This is a genomic window from Pseudomonas fluorescens (assembly GCF_001623525.1).
GTDB lineage: Bacteria > Pseudomonadota > Gammaproteobacteria > Pseudomonadales > Pseudomonadaceae > Aquipseudomonas > Aquipseudomonas fluorescens_Q.
Genome location: NZ_CP015225.1, coordinates 5,211,291 through 5,233,293 on the forward strand (window position 1 = coordinate 5,211,291; position 22,003 = coordinate 5,233,293).

General features: G+C 60.5%; 20 protein-coding genes. 12 read left to right on the top strand and 8 right to left on the bottom strand.

What is annotated here, in order from left to right; genetic code table 11:
• Positions 1 to 13: 13 nt before the first annotated feature.
• The 8 genes from pepP to TK06_RS31150 all read left to right on the top strand — a co-directional run bounded on the left by pepP (position 14) and on the right by TK06_RS31150 (position 9,948).
• Complete coding sequence (pepP, locus tag TK06_RS22445) at positions 14 to 1,348, top strand: Xaa-Pro aminopeptidase (protein ID WP_063323873.1); 1,335 nt, start codon at positions 14 to 16, stop codon at positions 1,346 to 1,348.
• The gene (gene ubiH, locus TK06_RS22450; protein ID WP_063323874.1) at positions 1,345 to 2,532 is read left to right on the top strand and encodes a 2-octaprenyl-6-methoxyphenyl hydroxylase; all 1,188 of its coding nucleotides are present in this window, start codon (positions 1,345 to 1,347) and stop codon (positions 2,530 to 2,532) included. The genes pepP and ubiH overlap by 4 nt, the downstream gene beginning before the upstream one ends.
• Positions 2,533 to 2,599: 67 nt before the next feature.
• Positions 2,600 to 3,817, top strand: coding sequence for a 2-octaprenyl-3-methyl-6-methoxy-1,4-benzoquinol hydroxylase (locus tag TK06_RS22455; RefSeq protein ID WP_172898772.1), 1,218 nt, complete (start codon positions 2,600 to 2,602; stop codon positions 3,815 to 3,817).
• A 157-nt stretch (positions 3,818 to 3,974) separates the two neighbouring features.
• Positions 3,975 to 4,979, top strand: coding sequence for an extracellular solute-binding protein (locus tag TK06_RS22460; RefSeq protein ID WP_063323876.1), 1,005 nt, complete (start codon positions 3,975 to 3,977; stop codon positions 4,977 to 4,979).
• 224 nt (positions 4,980 to 5,203) lie between these two features.
• A complete protein-coding gene (locus TK06_RS22465; RefSeq protein ID WP_063323877.1) occupies positions 5,204 to 6,820 on the top strand; it encodes an ABC transporter permease in 1,617 nt (538 codons plus the stop codon).
• Positions 6,821 to 6,975: 155 nt separating this feature from the next.
• Positions 6,976 to 8,058 (top strand): glycine cleavage system aminomethyltransferase GcvT, encoded by a 1,083-nt coding sequence (gene gcvT / locus TK06_RS22470; RefSeq protein WP_063323878.1) that lies wholly within the window; start codon positions 6,976 to 6,978, stop codon positions 8,056 to 8,058.
• Positions 8,059 to 8,111: 53 nt separating this feature from the next.
• Positions 8,112 to 8,495 (top strand): glycine cleavage system protein GcvH, encoded by a 384-nt coding sequence (gene gcvH / locus TK06_RS22475; protein WP_063323879.1) that lies wholly within the window; start codon positions 8,112 to 8,114, stop codon positions 8,493 to 8,495.
• A 388-nt stretch (positions 8,496 to 8,883) separates the two neighbouring features.
• Positions 8,884 to 9,948, top strand: coding sequence for an RHS repeat-associated core domain-containing protein (locus TK06_RS31150; protein WP_086936697.1), 1,065 nt, complete (start codon positions 8,884 to 8,886; stop codon positions 9,946 to 9,948).
• Between the two features lie 188 nt (positions 9,949 to 10,136).
• On the opposite strand, the gene TK06_RS22480 is transcribed toward TK06_RS31150, so the two are convergent.
• The 5 genes from TK06_RS22480 to TK06_RS22500 form a co-directional block, all read right to left on the bottom strand.
• Positions 10,137 to 10,457, bottom strand: a complete 321-nt coding sequence (locus TK06_RS22480; protein ID WP_170867266.1) for a DUF2388 domain-containing protein — start codon at positions 10,455 to 10,457, stop codon at positions 10,137 to 10,139.
• Positions 10,458 to 10,522: 65 nt separating this feature from the next.
• Positions 10,523 to 10,972: an NfeD family protein gene (locus TK06_RS22485; protein WP_063323881.1), complete on the bottom strand. Its 450-nt coding sequence runs from the start codon at positions 10,970 to 10,972 to the stop codon at positions 10,523 to 10,525.
• Between the two features lie 9 nt (positions 10,973 to 10,981).
• On the bottom strand, positions 10,982 to 11,902 hold the full coding sequence (locus tag TK06_RS22490; protein ID WP_063323882.1) for an SPFH domain-containing protein: 921 nt from the start codon (positions 11,900 to 11,902) through the stop codon (positions 10,982 to 10,984).
• A gap of 125 nt (positions 11,903 to 12,027) precedes the next feature.
• On the bottom strand, positions 12,028 to 13,812 hold the full coding sequence (locus TK06_RS22495) for a GspE/PulE family protein (protein ID WP_063323883.1): 1,785 nt from the start codon (positions 13,810 to 13,812) through the stop codon (positions 12,028 to 12,030).
• 144 nt (positions 13,813 to 13,956) lie between these two features.
• Positions 13,957 to 14,295 (bottom strand): hypothetical protein, encoded by a 339-nt coding sequence (locus TK06_RS22500; protein WP_063323884.1) that lies wholly within the window; start codon positions 14,293 to 14,295, stop codon positions 13,957 to 13,959.
• Between the two features lie 126 nt (positions 14,296 to 14,421).
• Between TK06_RS22500 and TK06_RS22505 the strand changes: the two genes are divergently transcribed.
• Positions 14,422 to 14,892: an Lrp/AsnC family transcriptional regulator gene (locus TK06_RS22505; RefSeq protein WP_063323885.1), complete on the top strand. Its 471-nt coding sequence runs from the start codon at positions 14,422 to 14,424 to the stop codon at positions 14,890 to 14,892.
• Positions 14,893 to 15,015: 123 nt separating this feature from the next.
• Here the strand turns inward: TK06_RS22505 and TK06_RS22510 are convergent, their stop codons facing one another.
• Positions 15,016 to 16,383 carry an inorganic triphosphatase gene (locus tag TK06_RS22510; RefSeq protein ID WP_063325205.1) on the bottom strand — a complete coding sequence of 456 codons (1,368 nt, stop codon included), beginning with the start codon at positions 16,381 to 16,383 and terminating at the stop codon, positions 15,016 to 15,018.
• Between the two features lie 158 nt (positions 16,384 to 16,541).
• Between TK06_RS22510 and argE the strand changes: the two genes are divergently transcribed.
• The 3 genes from argE to TK06_RS22525 all read left to right on the top strand — a co-directional run bounded on the left by argE (position 16,542) and on the right by TK06_RS22525 (position 20,926).
• Positions 16,542 to 17,699 carry an acetylornithine deacetylase gene (gene argE, locus TK06_RS22515; RefSeq protein WP_063323886.1) on the top strand — a complete coding sequence of 386 codons (1,158 nt, stop codon included), beginning with the start codon at positions 16,542 to 16,544 and terminating at the stop codon, positions 17,697 to 17,699.
• A 132-nt stretch (positions 17,700 to 17,831) separates the two neighbouring features.
• A complete protein-coding gene (gene argA / locus TK06_RS22520; protein ID WP_063323887.1) occupies positions 17,832 to 19,130 on the top strand; it encodes an amino-acid N-acetyltransferase in 1,299 nt (432 codons plus the stop codon).
• 473 nt (positions 19,131 to 19,603) lie between these two features.
• Positions 19,604 to 20,926, top strand: coding sequence for an OprD family porin (locus TK06_RS22525; RefSeq protein WP_063323888.1), 1,323 nt, complete (start codon positions 19,604 to 19,606; stop codon positions 20,924 to 20,926).
• A gap of 120 nt (positions 20,927 to 21,046) precedes the next feature.
• Here TK06_RS22525 and hepT read toward each other — a convergent pair whose 3' ends face one another.
• Complete coding sequence (gene hepT, locus TK06_RS22530; RefSeq protein ID WP_063323889.1) at positions 21,047 to 21,475, bottom strand: type VII toxin-antitoxin system HepT family RNase toxin; 429 nt, start codon at positions 21,473 to 21,475, stop codon at positions 21,047 to 21,049.
• A complete protein-coding gene (gene mntA, locus TK06_RS22535; protein ID WP_063323890.1) occupies positions 21,465 to 21,860 on the bottom strand; it encodes a type VII toxin-antitoxin system MntA family adenylyltransferase antitoxin in 396 nt (131 codons plus the stop codon). Before mntA ends, hepT begins: the two co-directional genes overlap by 11 nt.
• Between the last annotated feature and the right edge of the window lie 143 nt (positions 21,861 to 22,003).

Consider the following 22,003-nt stretch of genomic DNA (forward strand, 5'->3'; position numbering starts at 1 on the left):
ACACCGTCTGCCCATGATTCATATCCCGAAATCGGAATACAGCCGTCGCCGCAAGGCCCTGATGGCGCAGATGGAACCCAACAGCATCGCAATCCTGCCCGCCGCCGCTGTTGCGATCCGCAACCGCGACGTCGAGCACGTCTACCGCCAGGACAGCGACTTCCAGTACCTCAGCGGCTTTCCCGAGCCGCAAGCGGTGCTGGTGCTGATGCCGGGCCGCGCCCATGGCGAATACATCCTCTTTTGCCGCGAGCGCAACGCCGAACGTGAGTTGTGGGATGGCCTGCGCGCCGGCCAGGAAGGGGCGATCCGTGACTACGGTGCCGACGACGCGTTTCCCATCACCGATATCGACGACATCCTGCCGGGCCTGATCGAAGGGCGCGACCGGGTGTATTCGGCCATGGGCAGCAACCCGGAATTCGACCGGCACCTGATGGAGTGGATCAACGTGATTCGCTCCAAGGCCCACCTCGGCGCCCAGCCGCCGAACGAATTCGTTGCCCTGGATCACTTGCTGCATGACATGCGCCTGTATAAATCGGCGGCAGAAGTGAAAGTGATGCGCGAAGCGGCGCGGATTTCCGCCCAGGCGCACATTCGGGCGATGCAGGCGGCGCGTCCGGGGCTGCATGAGTTCAGCCTGGAAGCCGAGCTGGACTATGAGTTTCGCAAGGGCGGGGCAAAAATGCCGGCCTATGGCTCGATCGTCGCGGCGGGGCGCAACAGCTGCATCCTGCACTACCAGCAGAACGACGCGCTGCTCAAGGACGGCGACCTGGTGCTGATCGACGCCGGCTGTGAAATCGACTGCTACGCCAGCGATATCACCCGTACCTGGCCGGTCAGTGGCAAGTTTTCACCCGAGCAGAAGGCGATCTACGAAGTGGTGCTGGCTGCCCAGGAAGCCGCGTTTGCCCAGATCGCGCCGGACAAACACTGGAACCAGGCCCACGAAGCGACGGTGCGGGTGATTACAGAGGGGCTGGTGCGCCTTGGGCTGCTGGAGGGTGAGGTGGATGCGTTGATCGCCAGCGAAGCCTACCGGGCGTTCTACATGCATCGCGCTGGCCACTGGCTGGGCATGGACGTGCATGACGTGGGTGAATACCGCGTTGGTGGCGAGTGGCGGGTGCTTGAGGTCGGCATGACGCTGACGGTGGAGCCGGGCATCTACATCAGCCCGAACAACCGCAGCGTCGCGAAAAAATGGCGCGGCATTGGCGTGCGCATCGAGGATGACGTGGTAGTGACCAGAACCGGTTGTGAAATCCTGAGCCACGGCGTACCGAAGACGGTCGCCGACATCGAGGCCCTGATGGCCGCTGCCCGGACGCAAGCGGCATGAGCCGGGTCAACCTGGCGATCGTCGGCGGCGGCCTGGTCGGCGCGAGCCTGGCGCTGGCCCTGCAGGCCGGTGCCAAGGCCCGGGGCTGGAAGATCATGCTGATCGAGCCCTTCGCTCCCGGCAACGCCTGGCAACCGAGCTACGACGCCCGGTCCTCGGCATTGTCCTACGGTGCCCGGCAGATTTATCAACGCTTGGGTGTCTGGCAGGAGATTTCCCGCCGCGCCGAACCAATCAAACAGATCCATGTATCCGACCGCGGGCGGTTTTCCACCGCGCGTCTGTCGGCTATGGAGGAGGGCGTGCCGGCGCTGGGCTACGTGGTGGAAAACGCCTGGCTCGGCCAGTGCCTGTGGCAAGGCCTGGACCCTGAGGTGGTCAGTTGGCGCTGCCCGGCGCAGGTCACCGGCATGGAACCGCTGGTCGGCGGTTATCGCCTGACCCTCGACGACGAAACCACCCTGGAATGCGACCTTGCCGTACTGGCCGATGGCGGCCGCTCCGGCCTGCGTGAACAGTTGGGTATCGGCGTGCGCAGCCGACCCTACGACCAGAGTGCCTTGATCGCCAACATCACCCCCAGCGAAGCCCACAATGGCATGGCCTTCGAACGTTTCACCGATGACGGCCCGATGGCCTTGTTGCCGCTGCCGGAGAATCGTTGCGCGCTGGTCTGGACCCGCCAGGGCATGGACGCACAACGGCTGGCGGCCCTCGACGAGCGCAGTTTCCTCAGCGAATTGCAGGGCGTGTTCGGCTATCGCCTGGGCACCCTGAAACAGGTGGGCGTGCGACATCTGTACCCGCTGGCGCTGGTGGAGGCCGAAGAACAGGTCCGTCCGCACCTGGCGATCCTGGGCAACGCCGCCCACAGCCTGCACCCGATTGCCGGGCAGGGGTTCAACTTGTCCCTGCGCGATGCCCAGGCCCTTGCCGATGCCCTGCTCGACAGCGAAAGCGAGCCAGGGGATTTTGCCGTGTTGCAAGCCTATCGCGAGCGCCAGCGAATGGATCAGGTCCTGACCGTGGGCTTCTCCGACCAAGTCACGCGGCTGTTCGCCAGCAACCTGCCGTTGGTGTCCCTGGGTCGTAACCTCGGCCTGTTGGGCCTCGACTTGCTGCCGCCGGCCAAGCGCTGGTTCGCCCGTCAGGCCATGGGGCTGGGGACGCGTCCCGATGCTTGAGGCCGGGGCTGTCATTTCTTTTCATGGGCGACCGATGTCGCCAGCAAAACAGGCTTAGAGCATGGAATTGCGTGCAGATCTGCTGATTGTCGGCGCCGGTATGGTCGGCAGCGCCCTGGCGCTGGCGTTGCAGGGCAGTGGCCTGCAAGTGCTGTTGCTCGACGGCAGCCCGATGAGCGTCAAACCTTTCGATCCCCAGGCCGCGTTCGAGCCCCGAGTCAGTGCCTTGTCGACGGCCAGCCAGCGGATCCTCGATCGCCTGGGCGTCTGGGACGGCATCACCGCCCGACGCGCCAGCCCCTATACCGACATGCACGTCTGGGACGGCAGCGGCACCGGGCAGATCCATTTCTCGGCCGCCAGCCTGCACGCCGAGGCGCTTGGGCACATCGTTGAAAACCGCGTTGTGCAGGACGCCTTGCTGGATCGACTGCATGACTGCGACCTGGGCCTGCTGGCCAATGCCCGGCTGGAGCAGATGCGTCGTTCTGGTGACGACTGGCTGCTGACCTTGGCCGATGGCCGCACGTTGCGCGCGCCCCTGGTCATCGCGGCTGACGGCGCGAATTCCGCAGTGCGCCGCCTGACCGGCGTTGCCACGCGCGAATGGGATTACCTGCACCACGCCATCGTCACCAGCGTGCGCAGCGCCCGGCCGCATCGAATGACGGCCTGGCAGCGTTTCACCGACAACGGTCCGCTGGCGTTCCTGCCACTTGAGCGTGACGGTCAGCACGATTGGTGCTCGATTGTCTGGTCCACCACCCCCGGTGAAGCGCAGCGCTTGATGGCGCTCGATGAAACTGAATTCTGCAGCGAACTGGAACGAGCCTTCGAAGGCCAGCTCGGTACGGTACTGAGTGCCGACCCGCGCCTGTGCGTGCCGCTGCGCCAACGACATGCCAAGCGCTATGTGGCCGAAGGGCTGGCGTTGATCGGCGACGCAGCCCATACCATTCATCCGTTGGCCGGGCAGGGCGTGAACCTGGGCTTCCTCGACGCCGCCGTGCTGGCCGAAGTGTTGTTGCAGGCGGCCGGGCGTGGCGAACGACTGGCGGACGTGAAGGTGCTTAGCCGCTACGAGCGGCGACGCATGCCCCATAACCTGGCGTTGATGGCGGCGATGGAAGGTTTCGAGCGGTTGTTCCAGGCCGATCCATTACCCGTGCGCTGGTTGCGTAACACCGGGCTGAAACTGGTAGACCGCATGCCTGAGGCCAAGGCGTTGTTCGTGCGCGAGGCGCTGGGGCTGATTGGGGATTTGCCGGATCTGGCCAAGGCCTGAGATGTGGGTTGGGGCTTATGCCCGCGATGACGGACGCAAAAACACTGCGCATCTCAAAGTTGCAACATTTGGAAATGTGTCCACCCACTGTTCGATTGAGTTGCCAAATGTGAGTCCTTATCATTTGCGCTTCGTTCACAATCCAGAGACCGCTACCATGTTGGCAACCAAGCGCCTGCTGTCCGCCCTCGCCTTGACCCTGATCGGCTCCACTGCCGTACAGGCCGCCGATGAGGTGGTGGTCTACTCCTCGCGTATCGACGAACTGATCAAACCGGTCTTCGATACCTACACCAAGGAAACTGGCGTGTCGGTGAAGTTCATTACCGACAAGGAAGCGCCGCTGATGCAGCGGATCAAGGCCGAGGGCGAGAACGCCACTGCCGACCTGCTGCTCACCGTCGATGCCGGCAACCTCTGGCAGGCCGAGCAAATGGGCATTCTCCAGCCGTTCACGTCGCCGGTGATCGACGCCAACATCCCGTCCCAATATCGCGCCTCTTCCCACGCCTGGACCGGCTTGAGCCTGCGGGCGCGAACCATTGTCTACTCCACCGAGCGGGTCAAACCCAGCGAATTGACCACCTACGAAGCGCTGGCTGGCAAAGAGTGGGAAGGCCGCCTGTGCCTGCGGACCTCGAAGAAGGTCTACAACCAGTCGCTGACCGCCACGCTGATCGAAACCCACGGTGCGGAAAAAACCGAGGAGATCCTCAAGGGCTGGGTCCGGAACCTGTCCACCGACGTCTTCTCCGATGACACCGCCCTGCTTGAGGCAATCAACGCCGGGCAATGCGACGTCGGTATCGTCAATACCTATTACTATGGCCGCCTGCACCAGCAGAAGCCGGACCTGAAGGTGAAGCTGTTCTGGCCGAACCAGGCCGACCGTGGGGTGCACATCAACCTCTCGGGGATTGGCTTGACCAAGCATGCACCGCATCCGGACGCCGCGAAGAAGCTGGTGGAGTGGATGACCACGCCGCAAGCGCAAAGCATCTTCGCCGACGTGAACCAGGAATTCCCGGCCAACCCGAAAGTCGAGCCGTCCAAGGAAGTAGCGGCCTGGGGCAAGTTCAAGGCTGATACCCTGCCCGTGGAAGTGGCGGGTAAACGCCAGGCCGAAGCCATTCGCATGATGGATCGCGCTGGCTGGAATTAAGACGAGCTTGTGCTCCTGATGGGATGTGGCGAGGGAGCTTGCTCCCGCTGGAGGGCGAAGCCCTCCCAGAAGATCTGCTGGGATCTATCTCAAGGGCCATGATCCAGGGCCTGGGGCTACTTCGTAGCCCAGCGGGAGCAAGCTCCCTCGCCACAGGGGCAATTTGTCAGCGATGATATTTGGGCACACATTGCGCGGCACAATCATTTAAACGAGAGCTCCCCTTGGCCCACCCCGTCCAACGCCGCTGGTATCCCCTGGTCTTCGCCATCGCCGCGCTGGTCCTGCTGCCCCTTAGCGTCTTGCTGTTGTCCTGGCAGAGCATCGACCAACAGATCTGGTCCCACCTGTGGGATACGCAGATGCCACGCTTGTTGGGCAATACCCTCACGTTGATCCTTGGCGTGGGTGTCGGAGTGACCTTGCTAGGTGTCAGTCTCGCTTGGCTCACCAGCCTGTGTGAGTTCCCCGGGCGACGCTGGCTCGACTGGGCGTTGATGCTGCCGTTTGCGATACCGGCCTACGTGTTGGCGTTTGTCTTCGTTGGCCTGCTGGACTTTGCCGGCCCCGTACAGACGCTCATGCGCGAATGGTTCGGCAGCGGCCTGCGCCTGCCCCGGGTCCGTTCCACCGGTGGGGTGATCCTGGTGCTGGTGCTGGTCTTTTACCCTTACGTCTATCTGCTGGCGCGCAGTGCATTCCTGGCCCAGGGCAAGGGCTTGATGGAAGCGGCGCGGGTGCTCGGGCAGTCGCCGTGGCAGGCTTTCTGGCGCGTGGCGCTGCCGATGGCCCGGCCGGCCATCGGTGCGGGCGTGGCGTTGGCGCTGATGGAAACCCTGGCGGATTTTGGCGCGGTGTCGGTGTTCAACTTCGACACCTTTACCACCGCGATCTACAAGACCTGGTATGGCTTCTTCAGTCTCTCCAGTGCTGCCCAACTGGCCAGCCTGCTGTTGCTGGCGGTGATGCTGGTGGTCTACGGCGAACGCCGGGCTCGTGGTGCCCACCGAGCCAGTAACGAACGTCCCCGAGCCAAGGCTTTGTATACGTTGCGCGGTCTGAAGGCCGCGGCAGCCAGCAGTTGGTGTTTCCTGGTGTTCGCCTGTGCCTTTGTCATTCCGGTGCTGCAATTGGTGGTGTGGTTCTGGCAACGCGGTCGTTTCGACCTGGACGAACGTTATGCCGGGTTGATCGTCCACACCCTCTACCTGGGCGGCCTGGCCGCGCTGATCACCGTTTGCGTGGCCTTGCTGCTGGCGTTCGCCCGACGGCTGGCGCCAACTCGTCCGATTCGTGCCGGCGTCGGCCTGGCGAACCTGGGCTATGCCTTGCCCGGTTCGGTGCTCGCGGTGTCGATCATGCTTGCATTCAGCTACCTGGACCGTGAGCTGGTCATCCCGTTGTCGACCTGGCTCGGAGGGGCAGGCAAACCGTTGTTGCTGGGTAGCCTGTCGGCGCTGTTGCTGGCGTATCTGGTGCGCTTTTTGGCGGTGGCCTACGGTCCGTTGGAGAGCAGCCTGGCGCGCATTCGTCCGTCTTTGCCCGAGGCTGCACGCAGCCTTGGGGTCAGTGGGCCACGACTGTTTTTCAAAGTGTATCTGCCCTTGCTGTTGCCCGGCACTTTGAGCGCGGCGTTGCTGGTGTTCGTCGACGTGCTCAAAGAAATGCCCGCGACCCTGCTGATGCGTCCGTTCGGCTGGGACACGCTGGCGGTGCGGATCTTCGAGATGACCAGCGAAGGGGAGTGGGCCAGGGCCGCGCTGCCGGCGCTGACGTTGGTACTGGTGGGGTTGTTGCCAGTCATCGGATTGATACGACGTTCGGCCCATCGAAACAGCTAGGTGCCAGTCCTACCTCATGCGGCTACAATGCGCGGCATTCGGTGCGGTCCGTCTGTCGGACCGGGCAACTGAGAACGTCAGAAAACTCCTTTTTTCAGATGTTCGCGCTATGCAGTGCCCGTCCGCACCTTCGCCAAGCCCGGAAGGAGAAACCCATGGGACAGCGTACGCCTCTGTATGACCTTCATCTCGCCCTCGGCGCGAAGATGGTCGATTTTGGCGGTTGGGATATGCCTTTGCATTACGGCTCGCAAGTCGAAGAACACCATCAGGTGCGTCGCGACTGCGGAGTGTTCGATGTATCCCACATGACCGTGATCGATGTCGACGGCCCCCAGGCCAAGGTTTGGCTGCAGCGTTTGCTGGCCAATGACGTCGATCGCTTGCAGGACACAGGCAGTGCCCTGTACAGCGCGATGCTCAATGAGCGCGGCGGCATCGTCGACGACATGATTATCTACCGTGTCGAGGACGGTTATCGATTGGTCTTCAACGCCTCGACTCGCGATCAGGATCTGGCCTGGATGCAGGCACAGCTCGGTGGCTACGACGTGCAGCTGCATGAGCGCCCCGAACTGGCGATGCTGGCGATCCAAGGCCCCCAGGCCCGGCAGAAGATTGCCGAACTGGTGACGCAACCGCGTGGGCAAATCATCCAGCAACTCAAGCCTTTCGAAGGGCGCGCCGACGGCGAATGGTTCATCGCCCGGACCGGCTACACCGGCGAAGATGGCCTGGAAATCGTCTTGCCTGCCCAGGAGGCCCCGAGTTTTTTCAACGACCTGGTAGGGGCCGGCATTTCGCCAATTGGCCTCGGCGCCCGCGACACCTTGCGCCTGGAGGCCGGCATGAACCTCTACGGCCAGGACATCAATCAAGACGTTTCGCCCCTGGCCTCGAACATGGCCTGGAGCATCGCCTGGGAACCGGCGAGCCGTCCGTTCATCGGGCGCAGTGCGCTGGAAGCCGAGCTTGCCAGCGGTGTACAGCACAAACTGGTCGGGCTGGTGCTGGAAGAGCGGGGTGTTTTGCGCGCCCATCAGGTGGTTCGCATCGCCAATGTTGGCGAAGGGGAGATCACCAGTGGTAGTTTTTCTCCTACGCTTAGCAAGTCGATCGCCCTGGCACGTGTTCCGATGGCAACCGCCGACCGTGCCGAGGTAGAAATTCGTGGTAAGTGGTACCCGGTACGGGTGGTCAAGCCGACCTTCGTCCGCCATGGCAAAACCCTGATCTAACCTTTTTGCGGCGGGCCGCTGGCCGCTGACACTTTCTATTGAGGACACAGAATATGAGTGATATCCCTGCCGAACTGCGTTTTGCCGAAAGCCATGAGTGGGCACGCCTGGAAGCTGACGGTACCGTCACCGTGGGCATCAGCGATCATGCGCAGGAAGCCCTGGGCGATGTGGTCTTTGTCGAGCTGACTGAAGTCGGTAAGGTCTTTGGCGCAGGTGACCAGGCCGGTGTGGTTGAGTCGGTCAAGGCTGCTTCCGACATCTATTCCCCGATTGCGGGTGAAGTGATCGCGATCAACGACGAGCTGAGTGACGTGCCGGAGTTGCTCAACTCCAATCCTTACGGTGCCTGGATCTTCAAGCTCAAGCCGAGCAACACGGCTGAGCTCGATAAGTTGCTGGACGCGGCGGGTTACAAGGCTCTTATCGGCGAATAAGGACGACTTCCCCTGTGGGAGCGAGCTTGCTCGCGATAGCGGTGTGTCAGTCAGCCTCGATGTGACTGATCCGGCATTGTCGCGAGCAGGCTCGCTCCCACAGGATCGCTGGGCTGGGGTACAGCCTTCAGTGTTACCAAGCAGAAAATGGTCCTTCACGAACCGCCGGAAAGGACGTCGACAATTCAAAAAATCAACAGTCCTGTAGCCATCCGCCATCTGTTTTGATCACCACCAGTCATTGATATAGTAGTCGCTCGGCTAATCAAGTCTGGGAAGGCTTATCTTGAAAGGTGAACAAAGAAAACCTATCAGATTTGTTAGCTATGCAAGAGCAATAATCAGGCGGAAACTCATGTGTCGATGCTCAACATTCAGAGGTCGACACATGGGCACGTCACAAAAAGTCAGCGAAAGACTCTATCTCTACGATCCGCTGGATCGTCTGGTAAGTGTTCACTCTGTTCAGCGCTTTTACAGTGGTTCGCGCATCGTGACCGAGATACAAGGAGAATGTAAGACGCTTTTCTTTGAACACAACGCAATGCCTTTGGCAGAGATACAACAGGGCAGGAAGGTCAACTTACTAGCGACTGATCTGCAAACATCGGTGTTGAACGTTATCAACTCTGTCTCCCATCACCCACAGACATATAGTCCTTATGGTCATCGTCCGATGGGCGGCGGGTTACAGAGTCTACTCGGATTCAATGGGGAGCGTCCTGACCCTGTCACGGGACATTATCTATTAGGGGGCGGTTATCGGGCATATAACCCGGTGCTGATGCGATTCAACAGCCCTGATGCCTTCAGTCCTTTTGACAGAGGCGGCATAAACCCCTATGCATATTGCTCGAATGATCCTGTTAATAGAGTAGATCCTAATGGACGCTTCTCGATATCTGGCTTGGTTAGTCCGTTTAGGTATCTGGCTAGGCTAATCTCCCGAGGTTATTATAAGTTGGCTGGAAAGTTTCGTACGGCGTCAAGCAAGCCGCTGATAAATAACTATGATTCTGATTTATTTAATTTCATTGAGGATGTGGTTTTAGAGCGCGGTTTGAATAAGGGTACCGCAAAATTAACTTCGGTTAAGAGTAAGGCAGACTTGAAAATTATAAGCTCCAATCCGTTAAATCAGTATTATGGAATGGAGCATAAATTTATTCTAACCCAAAATAATCGTCTTTTTTTGGCCTCTTATCGCTATGAAAGACCGATATATGAACCAAAGCACTCCGCGCTGGCACGCTGGGCAAACGACAGGGCACCATACAAAGAATACAATGTTGTTGGTGCTGGGGTGATTACGAGAGCCAAAAGCGGGTATCAGATTACAAACAATTCCGGGCATTATAAACCCACGCCTGAAGTAAATGCCCTTGCTAAATTCAAGTTGAGGAGTCTAGGGGTAAAGGCGACTTCCAAGAATTACGAGATACGAACGCGTTAACTTTTATATCCAAGGGAAGGGGAGGTGACAAGACTTTTGCTGGCGGCTCTGCCGGGGTTAACATTTTTACTGCGATAGAGGTCGGTCTTCAACCGGTGTCGTCATCGCTTCTTTTATTCTGTTTTCCAGTATTCAATGAGGTCTGAAAATGCCGCTCAATCGAGCGGCATTTTTCTATCGACTGAAAATCACTCCTGGGCGACGGCGTTTTTCGCCAGGATAGCGTTGGCCAGTTCCATGTCGGTGGCTTGCAGGCCTGGGTTGTCAGCACGCACTTTCTGCATCGCCGCTTCCAGGTAAGGGCCACGAATACCGCCGTCACTGGCGACGAAGCTGCCGGCATCATCCTGGGCGGCGACGATCAGCTTGTGATCCTTGAAAGTCAGGTAGGTGGAACCGGTGGTTGCACCGGATGAGATGACGTTACGCCAAAACGTGTCGGCCATTGCCGAGCCAACAGGAAGAGACAGCAAGGCTAGGGTAGCGACAGCAAGTTTGAGACGCATGATAGGTGACTCCACTGGGTTAACTATGACGTTGGATTACCCGCGCCTCTATTCAGTTCCATGACTTCTCAGTCAGCCCGTTCCACCTGCAGCACCGCCCCTTCCTGCGCCACCACCCTGACTCGCGTGCCCACGGACGACTCGGGCCCCTTGGCCAGCCAGACGCTGTCGGCCACCTTGATCTTGCCACGGCCATCGACAATCGCTTCATGAACCTGGAAGACCTTGCCGATCAGCTCTTGCCCGCGCAGGTTCAGGTGCGGTTGATCGCTTTGGCGCACCGCGCTGCGCTGGCGCTGCCACCAGTACAGTGCCGTTGCGATGGCGAACAGGCCGAACAACAGGAACTGCAGCTCCCACGGCATCTGCGGCAGGATGAACGTGAGCACGCCAACTGCCGCGGCGGCCATGCCGATCCACAGCAAGTAGCCGCCGGCACCGAACACTTCGAGGATCAGCAGGATGACGCCCAGCGCCAGCCAGTCCCAGTACGACAGGTGTTGCAGGAACATCCACATAGGCGTGCCTCAGGTTTTCTTGCTATCGAAGGTGGCCTTGACGATCTCGCCAATGCCGCCGACCGCACCGATGACCTGGCTGGCTTCCAGTGGCATCAGGATCACCTTGCTGTTGTTGGCCGAAGCCAGTTTGCCCAGCGCATCGATGTATTTCTGCGCGACGAAGTAGTTCACGGCCTGGACGTTGCCGTCGGCAATCGCCTGGGACACCACTTGGGTGGCCAGCGCTTCGGCTTGCGCCTGGCGCTCGCGGGCTTCGGACTCCAGGAACGCGGCTTGACGGCTGCCCTCGGCCTCGAGGATCTGCGCCTGCTTCTTGCCTTCGGCGGTGAGAATCGCCGACGCTCGCAGGCCCTCGGCTTCGAGGATCTGGGCACGCTTGATACGTTCGGCTTTCATCTGCCCCGACATGGCGGCCATCAGGTCGGCCGGCGGGCTGATGTCCTTGATCTCGATCCGGGTGATCTTGATGCCCCACGGCGCTGTGGCTTCATCGACGGTGCGCAGCAGTTTTTCATTGATACCGTCGCGCTGGCTCAGCATCGCGTCCAGCTCCATGGACCCCAGCACGGTACGGATATTAGTTTGCAGCAGGTTGCGGATGGCGTGCTCGAGGTTGTTCACTTCGTAGGCCGCTTGGGCCGTATTGACCACTTGGAAGAAGCACACGGCGTCGATCTGCACCGTGGCGTTGTCGGCGGTAATGACCTCCTGGGGCGGGATGTCCAGTACGCTTTCCATGACATTGATCTTGCGCCCGATGCGATCCATCACCGGGATGATGATGTTCAGGCCGGGCTTGAGCGTGTTGGTGTAGCGCCCGAACCGCTCGACGGTCCATTGGTAGCCTTGGGGCACGACCTTGAACCCCATGAACAGGATGGCGACCACGAGGCCGATGAAAAGTAAAAGTACGCTACCGATCTGCATGACGGTTCCCTGTGCGAATTGAGATGGACCTGCGAGCCCTGAGTGTAGGGCACGCGGCCAGTATCTTCGCTATGGTCCGTTCCGCTTTGTTTGTGGGATCTTTCTGCCCCTGAGCCAGACAGTTCCTACTTCTGCTCGCTTTGCGGCGTCACCCGCAGCACTTCCTCGACCGTGGTCAAGCCCGCCGCCACCTTTTGCGCCCCCGACAGGCGCAGGCTGCGCATGCCTTCCTTGAATGCCTGGCGGCGTACCGCCAGCAGGTCGGTGTCGGGGTGGATCAAGGCCTTGACGCTGTCGGTCAGTTGCATGATTTCGTAGACGCCGGCGCGGCCGCGGTAACCGGTGTCACGGCATTCCAGGCAACCGACGGCCTGTTGGGCATTGCTCGGCAGCGGCGCCTGCCAGGGCCTCGTCAGGGTCTGCCAGTCGTCTTCATCCAGGGTCAGGGGGGCCTTGCATTGAGGGCACAGGGTGCGCACCAGCCGCTGGGCCATGACCCCGAGCACGGTGGCCTTGATCAGGTAATGGGGCACACCCAGCTCCAGCAGGCGACTGATGGCGCTCGGCGCGTCGTTGGTGTGCAGCGTCGACAGCACAAGGTGCCCGGTGAGCGCCGCCTGGATCGCCATCTCGGCGGTCTCCAGGTCACGGATCTCACCGATCATGATGATGTCCGGGTCTTGTCGCATCAGTGCCCGCACCCCGGCGGCGAAGGACAGGTCGATGTTGTGCTGGACCTGCATCTGGTTGAAGGAGGCCTCTACCATTTCAATCGGGTCCTCGATGGTGCAGAGGTTCACTTCCGGCGTCGCCAGTTTCTTGAGCGTGGTGTAGAGGGTGGTGGTCTTGCCGGAACCGGTAGGCCCGGTCACCAGGATGATGCCGTTGGGCTGGCGGGTCATGTCCTGCCAGCGACGCAGGTCGTCGGCGGAGAAGCCGAGTTGGTCGAAATCCTTGAGCAACACTTCCGGGTCGAAAATCCGCATGACCATTTTTTCGCCGAACGCCGTGGGCAAGGTCGACAAACGCAATTCCACTTCGCCGCCATCCGGGGTCTTGGTCTTGACCCGGCCGTCCTGGGGTTTGCGTTTTTCCGCGACGTTCATCCGCCCCAGGCTCTTGAGACGGCTGACGATTGCCATCGTGACCTGCGGCGGGAACTGATAGACGGTGTGCAGCACCCCGTCGATGCGAAACCGCACGGTACCCTGCTCGCGGCGCGGTTCGATGTGGATATCACTGGCACGCTGCTGGAAGGCGTACTGGAACAGCCAGTCGACAATATTGACGATATGGGCGTCGTTGGCGTCCGGCTCCTGGTCGCTGGCGCCCAGGTTGAGCAACTGTTCGAAATTGCTCAGGTTGCTCGGTTGCTGATCGACCGTGGTGGCGCCGCTGACCGATTTGGCAAGGCGATAGAACTCCACGCTCAAGCGCTGGATGTCCACAGGGTTGGCGACCACCCGCTTGATCGGTAGCTTGAGCACGTGGGTCAGGTCGGCTTCCCAACTGTTGACGTAGGGCTGTGCGCTGGCGACGGTGACGGCGTCACGATCGACCGCCACCGCAAGGATCTTGTGACGCTGGGCAAAGGCATAGGACATCAAGGGGGTCACGGCCGCGACGTTGATTTTCAACGGGTCGATGCGCATGTAGGGCTGGTCGGCCTGCTGGGCCAACCACAAGGTCAGGTTCTCCAGGTCCAGGCGCTTGCCGGGCCGGCTGAGGTCGTCCAGGTGCTGGTTGGCGATGAACTCCAGCGGATGCAACTGGCTATTGGCGCTGTGGCGTCGGCGGGCGTTCAGCGCGGTTTCGGCTGAATCCTGGCTGATGAGGCCCTGGGTGACCAGTTGGCGCAGCAGATCGTTGAGGTCCAGCCAGCGGTCCTGAGTGGCGTGTTTGGTGGACATGCGGGTTCCTATTGGACAATTGCAGCAAAGCCGCGATACAGACGCTTCGGCGTCCTCGCTCGGTCTGCAAAAGAATAGTCCCGACCCCGTAGACCGTTGGGCCACTACCCGACCAATGCGTTACCAATTCTTGCCCGTGGGCGTTCAACGGACGGCTTGGGCCGGCCCAACGTGCGCAATATCAGCGTCTTGCAGGTCCACCGAACAGACGCTGATCAGGTTACGTAATTTTTCAGCGATGACCTGGGCACGGTGCCAGCTCAGCCCGTCCATGACGATGTCCAGCGATAGCACATCGCCTGGGCGTTCGACATGAACCTGCTGCGGCGTCAGGCCCTGCAAGGCAAACAGGTTCAACGCCCGACACAGTAAATCCGGCTCGGCTTCGGCCAATATCCGGTACTGCACCCGACAATGGGTATTGGCGGCGTGCCAGACGTCGGCGCGGGTCGGGGCTATGGCAACGGCTTCGAGTGGGGGCATGTTCGGTCTCCTTGGTGGCGGGAGAAATATTTACATGCGAGTCGGGGTATTTCTTATCTAAGATGAGTGATTCTGGCGATATTTTGAATCGCCTGATTCTCTACATCAGTCATTTTGGGTTTGATTATGCACAGCGAATTGGATGGCTACGACCGCAGGATACTGGCGTTGCTGCAGGAGGATGCCTCGCTGTCCAGTGCGCAGATCGCCGAACAGGTCGGCTTGTCTCAATCGCCATGCTGGCGGCGGATCCAGCGGATGAAGGACGAGGGCATCATTCGTGGCCAGGTGACCCTGCTGGATCGCAAGAAAATCGGTCTTAACACGCAAATCTTCGCCGAAATCAAACTCAACGCCCACGGCCGTTCGAACTTCACCGAGTTCACCGAGGCGATCCGCGGCTTCCCCGAAGTACTGGAGTGTTACGTGCTGATGGGGTCGGTGGATTTTCTGTTGCGCATCGTCACGGCGGACATCGAGGCGTATGAGCGATTCTTTTTCGAAAAGCTGTCGATGGTGCCGGGGATCCAGGAAGTGAACTCGATCGTGGCGCTGTCGGAGATCAAATCGACGACGAGTTTGCCGGTGGTGCGCTGAGTTCTGTGGAGGATGTGCTGGCCCCATCGCGAGCAAGCTCGCTCACAGTTGATCATCAGCGGCCACTAGATGTGGTTACAACGCTGAACCCCTGTGGGAGCGAGCTTGCTCGCGATGGCGGCGTCACAGGCGCAGCAAAGTCTTCCAAGCCCGATTCTGGTACACCGCAATCGCCTGTTGCTTGCGCGCATCCAGCGTTTCGTCGGTGATCGGTTGGTTGGCCAATTGCGCCAGTTTGTTCAGTTCACCGTAGAGGCGATCCATTTCCGGGATCTCCAGCACATGGCGGGCGTGGTGCAGCCAGGCCTGGATGCGTTCGATGCGCGGCAGTTGCTCGGCCAGGTCTTCCGGCTGCTGCTGGTAGCGTTGCAGTTGCAGGGACGACGACTCTTCGCCGAGCAGGCGCGGCAGCCAGCTGCCCAGTTGCGCCGCGCCCTGGCGATTGCCGCGGGTGTTGCGCTCGGCGGCCCAGCTGCGAGCCAGCAGCCAGCGTGAAGTGTTGAGGGAAAACAGGCCCCAACGCGGGTCTTGCAGCTCTTCAAGGAACTGTTCCGGTGCCGCCTTGCGCACGTCTTCGTCATCCAGGCCGGCCTGGACCAATGGGCGCCAGTCTTCCAGCAACGCGTCCAGGGCCAGGCGCAAATCGTGGGTCGATTGGCGCGGCGCGGCCTGGCCGAGGCTGCTGAGCAGGGCACGCAGTTCGGCGAGGTTTTCCACCCAGTCCTGCAGCAGGCGCCAATGGCCGTTGAAACGGTATTGTTCGGCCAGGCGCTGGCTGCTGCCGAGCAGATGCCAGCTCAGCGCGGCGAAGGCGTCATCCAGCGGCGTTTCGGCGGTCAGTTGTGGCGCTGGCAGGCTCAGGGCGTAGCTGCCTGCGTCGTACAGGCGATAGCCACGCTCGGCCTTGCTGATGTCGCAGGGCATCAGGGGCAGGGTCGCGGCCAGCTCGGCGGCCAGTTCCAGCAGGGCGGCGGGTTCGCCTTCGCGCAGTTCCAGCTCCAGTTCGCAGATTTCTTCCTTCTGCTTGCCGACCACCACATGGCCCAGGTCCAGGGCGGCTTCGATGACCACCTTGCTTTTGCCACGGCCCCAGGCAATTTCAGCGCGTTCGCGAACGAAATCGGTGGTGAAGATGGCCTTGAGGGTTTTCTTGTCCAGTTCGGCCAAGGCCTCTGGCCAGCATTCGCCGTCGAGCTTCTTCAGGTCGAGCTTGGCCTTGGGCAGGTGCCAATCGTACTCGTTGCGCTCGGACAGGCCGGCGACGCTTTGGCCGCGGGTCTTGAGGGTCTGGATCACTTCTTCGCCATCGCGACGCAGGCGCAGGGCGACCTTGGCCCGGGCCAGGTCACGCTCCGGCGTGTCGAAATACTGGTTCATCAGTTCGTGGCGTTCCCAGCCACTCTTGTTGCGTTTTTTCAGCAGCGGGTGCTCGCGCAGGGCTGCCAGGGTCTCGCGGCTGACGCGGAGTTTGATTTCGGTTTCTTTCTGCATGGCCGGAAAATCCAGGGATCGGGTGTGCAGCCGGGGGAAGGTGTGGCTGCCAAGGTCGTGCAGTGTACAGGACTCGCTCATCCTACGCGCCGCGGCGGTTTATTCCTTGCGCCAGATGGTTCTATGATGGACATCAATCTGTAAGCCCGGAGTCAGCGATGCCTTTGCCGTCCATGAAAGATCAATTCGCTGCCCTGATCGCCGCCCCTTCGGTCAGTTGTACCCAGCCTGGGCTGGACCAGTCCAACAGTGCCGTGATCGAGCTGCTGGCGGGTTGGCTCGGCGACCTTGGGTTCTCCTGCGACATCCAGCAGGTCAGCCCCGGCAAATTCAACCTGCTGGCCAGTTTCGGCAGCGGCCCCGGCGGCCTGGTACTGGCTGGCCACAGCGACACGGTGCCGTTCGACGGCGCGTTGTGGCAGACCGATCCGCTGAAGCTCACCGAGGTCGATGGCCGCTGGGTGGGCCTGGGCAGTTGTGACATGAAGGGTTTTTTCGCCTTGGTCATCGAAGCGGTCAAGCCGCTGCTGGACCAACCGTTCAAGCAACCGCTGCTGATCCTCGCGACCTGCGACGAAGAAAGCTCCATGGCCGGCGCCCGGGCCCTGGCCGATGCCGGGCGACCACTGGGGCGTGCGGCGGTGATCGGTGAGCCGACCGGCCTGCGGCCGATTCGCTTGCACAAAGGCGTGATGATGGAGCGCATCGACATTCTCGGGCGCAGCGGCCATTCCTCCGATCCGAGCCTGGGCCACAGCGCGCTGGAAGCCATGCACGATGCCATGGGCGAACTGCGCGGGCTGCGCCTGCGATGGCAACGTGAGTTCCGTAACCCGCAGTTCACCGTGCCACAACCGACCCTGAACTTCGGCTGCATCCATGGCGGCGACAATCCCAACCGCATCTGCGGCCAATGTTCCATGGAATTCGACCTGCGCCCCCTGCCGGGCATGGACCCGCAAGTGCTGCGGGCGGCGATCCAACAGAAGCTCGACCCCATCGCCGAACGCCATAAAGTCAAGATCGACTACGCACCGCTGTTCCCCGAAGTGCCACCATTCGAGCAGGCCGAAGACTGCGAACTGGTACGGGTGGCCGAGCGACTCACCGGCCATCGTGCCGAAGCAGTGGCGTTCGGCACCGAAGCGCCTTATCTTCAGCGCCTTGGCTGCGAAACCCTGGTGCTTGGTCCTGGCGATATCGCCTGTGCCCACCAGCCGGGTGAGTACCTTGAAATGTCACGTTTGCAACCTACCGTGCAGCTGTTGCGTCAGTTGATCGGACATTACTGCCTGACGCCGGTCACCGCCGGCTAAATTGCCCGTATCCGGGCCCGTATTCATGAGGAGAACGCGCGTGTCGCCAAGCCTGTTCCGACGATAACCACCAGCCCGCTGTGCGTTCCGTTTCGTCTTTTTTCGGCTGTTATTTATTACAGGCCCAGGTTCATGCCCGAATACGTCAATTGGCTTCGTCACGCTTCGCCCTACATCAACGCCCACCGCGATTGCACCTTCATCGTCATGCTGCCCGGCGATGGGGTGGAACACCCTAATTTCGGCAACATCGTCCATGACCTGGTGTTGTTGCACAGCCTCGGCGTGCGCCTGGTGCTGGTCCATGGTTCGCGCCCGCAGATCGAAACCCGCCTCGCTGCGCGGGGCCTCACGCCGCATTATCACCACGGCATGCGCATCACCGATGCCGCGACCCTGGAGTGCGTGATCGACGCGGTCGGCCAGCTGCGCATCGCCATCGAGGCCCGCCTGTCGATGGACATGGCGTCCTCACCGATGCAGGGCTCGCGGCTGCGGGTCGCCAGCGGTAACCTGGTCACTGCGCGTCCCATCGGTGTGCTCGAAGGCGTGGACTATCACCACACCGGTGAAGTGCGCCGGGTCGATCGCAAGGGCATCAATCGGCTGCTGGACGAGCGCTCCATCGTGTTGCTGTCGCCGTTGGGTTATTCCCCCACCGGAGAGATCTTCAACCTGGCCTGTGAAGACGTTGCCACACGGGCGGCCATCGACCTGGCGGCCGACAAGCTGCTGTTGTTCGGCAGCGAGCAGGGGTTGATCGGCGAAGATGGCAGGTTGGTGCGCGAGCTGCGTCCGCAGCAGGTGCCGGCTCATATACAGCGCCTGGGCAGTGACTACCAGGCCGAACTGCTGGATGCGGCGGCCCAGGCCTGCCGTGGCGGCGTGGCCCGTAGCCATATCGTCAGTTACGTCGAAAACGGTGCGCTGCTGGCCGAGCTGTTCACCCGCGATGGCAGCGGGACGCTGGTGGCCCAGGAGCAATTCGAGGTGGTGCGCGAAGCGGCCATCGAAGATGTCGGCGGCCTGCTGGACCTGATCAGCCCGCTGGAAGAGCAGGGAATCCTGGTGCGTCGCTCCCGCGAAGTGCTGGAACGCGAGATCGAACAATTCAGCGTGGTCGAGCGCGAAGGCATGATCATCGCCTGCGCGGCGTTGTACCAGATCGCCGATTCGGATGCCGGGGAACTGGCCTGCCTGGCGGTGAACCCGGAATACCGCCATGGTGGCCGGGGCGATGAACTGCTGGAGCGAATCGAAACCCGGGCCCGCGCCCAGGGGCTCAAGACGCTGTTCGTGCTGACGACCCGGACCGCCCACTGGTTCCGCGAACGTGGTTTCGAGCCCAGCAGCGTCGAGCGCCTGCCGGCGGCGCGGGCGTCGCTCTACAACTATCAGCGTAATTCGAAAATCTTTGAAAAGGCCTTGTAACCCCCTGGTCATTCCTACCTGCGGGGGACTGTCGCAGGTTGCGTCTTTTTGATTTCAAACAATGAATCGTCAGACGCATAGCGATCAAGATCGCAACCTTCGCAGTTCCCGGCGCGTAGCCAATGAGTATCAAGAGCAGGCCTCTACGCCGGGGATTTCCTTTCTGGGAGGTCCCGACAGAAAACCATTCAGTAATCAGCAGGCTGGCCGATACGCCGGGTCACGGTTGACGAAGCTTTGATGGCGGCTATATTTCCAAACGAGCTGAAAACTGTTGAAACAATTCTTTTTGGGATTATAAAAAATCCATTATCCTGCGGGCCGGTGTAGAGGGGTTAGACCATAGTCGTAGTCATAAATGCTTACGATTGACTTGTCAGTCACGGTCTGGCGCTAATCGCGCATCCGCGGAATCCGGGCGTTCGATCCGGAGCCAAAGATACACAAGAATTAGAAAACGAGAGGAGCGAAGCATGAACAAGTCCACCTTGGCCCTGGCAGTGGCCGTTGGGGTTCTGGCGCAGCAGGCAGGCGCCGCCGGTTTTATCGAAGACAGCAAGGCTACCTTGGGTCTGCGCAACTTCTACATCAACACGGATAACCGTGATTCGGCTGCTACAACGAACAAGTCTGAAGAATGGGGCCAAGGTTTCGACCTGCGCTTCACTTCCGGCTACACCCAAGGCACCGTCGGCTTCGGTATCGATGCTATCGGCCTGCTGGGTATCAGGCTGGATTCGGGCGGCGGTACCAACGGTGCCTCCAATAACAGCTACGGCGGCACGGTCTTCCCGAGCAAGTCCAACGGCGAAGCGGTGGATAACTTCTCCAGCCTGGGCCTGACCGCCAAGGCGAAGATATCCCAGACCGAGCTGAAGCTGGGCACCCTGCAGCCAAAACTGCCGGTCATCGTGACCAACGATGGTCGTCTGCTGCCGCAAACCTTTCAGGGTGGCCAGATCACCTCGAACGAGATCAAGGACCTGACGCTCGTCGGCGGCCAGATCGAGCACGCCAAGGGGCGTAACTCAAGCAACAACGAGGAGTTGTCCATTGCCGGTGCGAACGGTCGTACCGCCAGCGGTCGTGACAGCAACAAGTTCATCTACGGTGGCGGTGACTACAAAATCACCAAGGACCTGACTGCCCAGTACTACTACGGCAACCTGGAAGACTTCTACAAGCAACACTTCCTGGGCCTGATCCACAACTGGGCCATCGGCCCGGGTGTACTGAAGTCCGACCTGCGTTATTTCAACAGCCGCAGCGACGGCGCCAATGGTCATGACTCCACCTACTACACCACTGGCTACTATGGCGGCAGCGTCACCAAGGGCAAGGTCGACAACAACCTGTACAGCGGCCTGTTTCTGTACACCGTTGCCGGTCACACCTTTGGTGGTGGTTACCAAGCGAGCAACGGCGACAGTGATTTCCCTTGGCTGAACCAGGGCGACGGGTCGTCGGCTTACCTGACCACCGACATGCAAATCGCCAAGTTCGCCCGTGCCGGTGAACGTACCTGGCAGGGTCGCTACTCGTACGACTTCGCCAAGCTCGGCGTTCCTGGCTTGACCGCTGGTGTCATCTACCTGCGCGGCGACAACATCGACCACGCCACTGGTGACAAGACCGAGTGGGAACGTGACATCACTGTTGGCTACGTCGTACCGGAAGGTGCGCTGAAGAACGTTGGCGTGATGTGGAAAAACGCTACCTGGCGTAACGACATCCCAGGTCAGCGCGACCAGGATGAAAACCGCCTGATCGTCAGTTATTCGATCCCGCTGCTGTAAGCAACGCGCTCACCTGACGAAAAAAAGCCCCGCCCGGCATCACGCCGGACGGGGCTTTTGCGTTTTCGGCGGCAGGTAGCAAGCTCTATCCCTTACTCCTTCTGCCGCGACGACCCAGTGCTATGACGCCGACTCCCTCGCGTCCTTACGCAGGACGAACGCACTGAATGCCAGGAAATCGTCCAGATGGCCGGTAATGATCGCAACCATGATCGGCAGTTGCAGAGCTTGATAGTCATGCACGGCGATGTTCCTGAAGCCCACCATGTTCTTCAGATTTTTCACCAAACCATCTTCCACCCAGCCACTTTGGAAAAGCAACTCGAACACATCCCGGGAGCTTTGCGGGACACCCAACCGCTCACGTCGAATCAAATGCTGCCCTATATCCAGCGCCGCTTCACATGCACGCTGGATATTCAGAACAGCCGAATCCTGGCGAGTGAAATCGGTGGCAAATGTAGCGGGATCCTTCTCGTATTCCTCCCGCACCCGGGCGATACAACGCTCGATACTCGCTGCTTTGTTGATCAGTACGTCATCGGCCATACACGCTGCCTTCTTCCTGAATATCCTTGAGCAAGCCTGCCCGAGCCTCGTCGAGAGCGGTCTTTTCGCTGAGAACAAAACACTCGAACAACCCCGCCTGTACGTCGCGGGCCCAGAGTCTCTGGCCTCGGGTCACGATCTGATATTGCATGACGGTGGTTGTCGCACGTAGGTCAATCAGATCCACCGGACTGCCAGCGATATCTGCCAAATCCCCTGAAAGCTGCCATAACGACACAGGGTCAACCTCGCCGGACAAGAGCACGGCCAAATCGACATCACTGTCAGGCCCGGCGGTTCCCTGCGCATGGCTACCAAACAGGTAAACCGCCAGCAGACCAGGGAGGTGGTTTTGCAGATGAGTTAATAAGGCTTGAGTGTTCATGCTGCCTATCCTAGCCGCTCGTCCTCAAATCGCCTCAATAATTTCCGTAGTGTGGGTACAAAACAAAAAAACCCCCGCCCGGCAGTACGCCGGGCGGGGCTTTTGCGTTTCGGGTCTGGCCCACCCCTGTAGCCTTCCCCGAA

Bases quoted from the DNA above. Each gene is read 5' to 3' on its own strand.
- pepP (WP_063323873.1), top strand. From the start codon at position 14: ATGATTCATATCCCGAAATCGGAATACAGCCGTCGCCGCAAGGCCCTG.
- ubiH (WP_063323874.1), top strand. From the start codon at position 1,345: ATGAGCCGGGTCAACCTGGCGATCGTCGGCGGCGGCCTGGTCGGCGCG.
- TK06_RS22460 (WP_063323876.1), top strand. From the start codon at position 3,975: ATGTTGGCAACCAAGCGCCTGCTGTCCGCCCTCGCCTTGACCCTGATC.
- gcvT (WP_063323878.1), top strand. From the start codon at position 6,976: ATGGGACAGCGTACGCCTCTGTATGACCTTCATCTCGCCCTCGGCGCG.
- gcvH (WP_063323879.1), top strand. From the start codon at position 8,112: ATGAGTGATATCCCTGCCGAACTGCGTTTTGCCGAAAGCCATGAGTGG.
- TK06_RS31150 (WP_086936697.1), top strand. From the start codon at position 8,884: ATGGGCACGTCACAAAAAGTCAGCGAAAGACTCTATCTCTACGATCCG.
- TK06_RS22485 (WP_063323881.1), bottom strand. From the start codon at position 10,972: ATGTGGATGTTCCTGCAACACCTGTCGTACTGGGACTGGCTGGCGCTG.
- TK06_RS22490 (WP_063323882.1), bottom strand. From the start codon at position 11,902: ATGCAGATCGGTAGCGTACTTTTACTTTTCATCGGCCTCGTGGTCGCC.
- TK06_RS22495 (WP_063323883.1), bottom strand. From the start codon at position 13,812: ATGTCCACCAAACACGCCACTCAGGACCGCTGGCTGGACCTCAACGAT.
- TK06_RS22500 (WP_063323884.1), bottom strand. From the start codon at position 14,295: ATGCCCCCACTCGAAGCCGTTGCCATAGCCCCGACCCGCGCCGACGTC.
- TK06_RS22505 (WP_063323885.1), top strand. From the start codon at position 14,422: ATGCACAGCGAATTGGATGGCTACGACCGCAGGATACTGGCGTTGCTG.
- TK06_RS22510 (WP_063325205.1), bottom strand. From the start codon at position 16,383: ATGCAGAAAGAAACCGAAATCAAACTCCGCGTCAGCCGCGAGACCCTG.
- argE (WP_063323886.1), top strand. From the start codon at position 16,542: ATGCCTTTGCCGTCCATGAAAGATCAATTCGCTGCCCTGATCGCCGCC.
- argA (WP_063323887.1), top strand. From the start codon at position 17,832: ATGCCCGAATACGTCAATTGGCTTCGTCACGCTTCGCCCTACATCAAC.
- TK06_RS22525 (WP_063323888.1), top strand. From the start codon at position 19,604: ATGAACAAGTCCACCTTGGCCCTGGCAGTGGCCGTTGGGGTTCTGGCG.
- hepT (WP_063323889.1), bottom strand. From the start codon at position 21,475: ATGGCCGATGACGTACTGATCAACAAAGCAGCGAGTATCGAGCGTTGT.
- mntA (WP_063323890.1), bottom strand. From the start codon at position 21,860: ATGAACACTCAAGCCTTATTAACTCATCTGCAAAACCACCTCCCTGGT.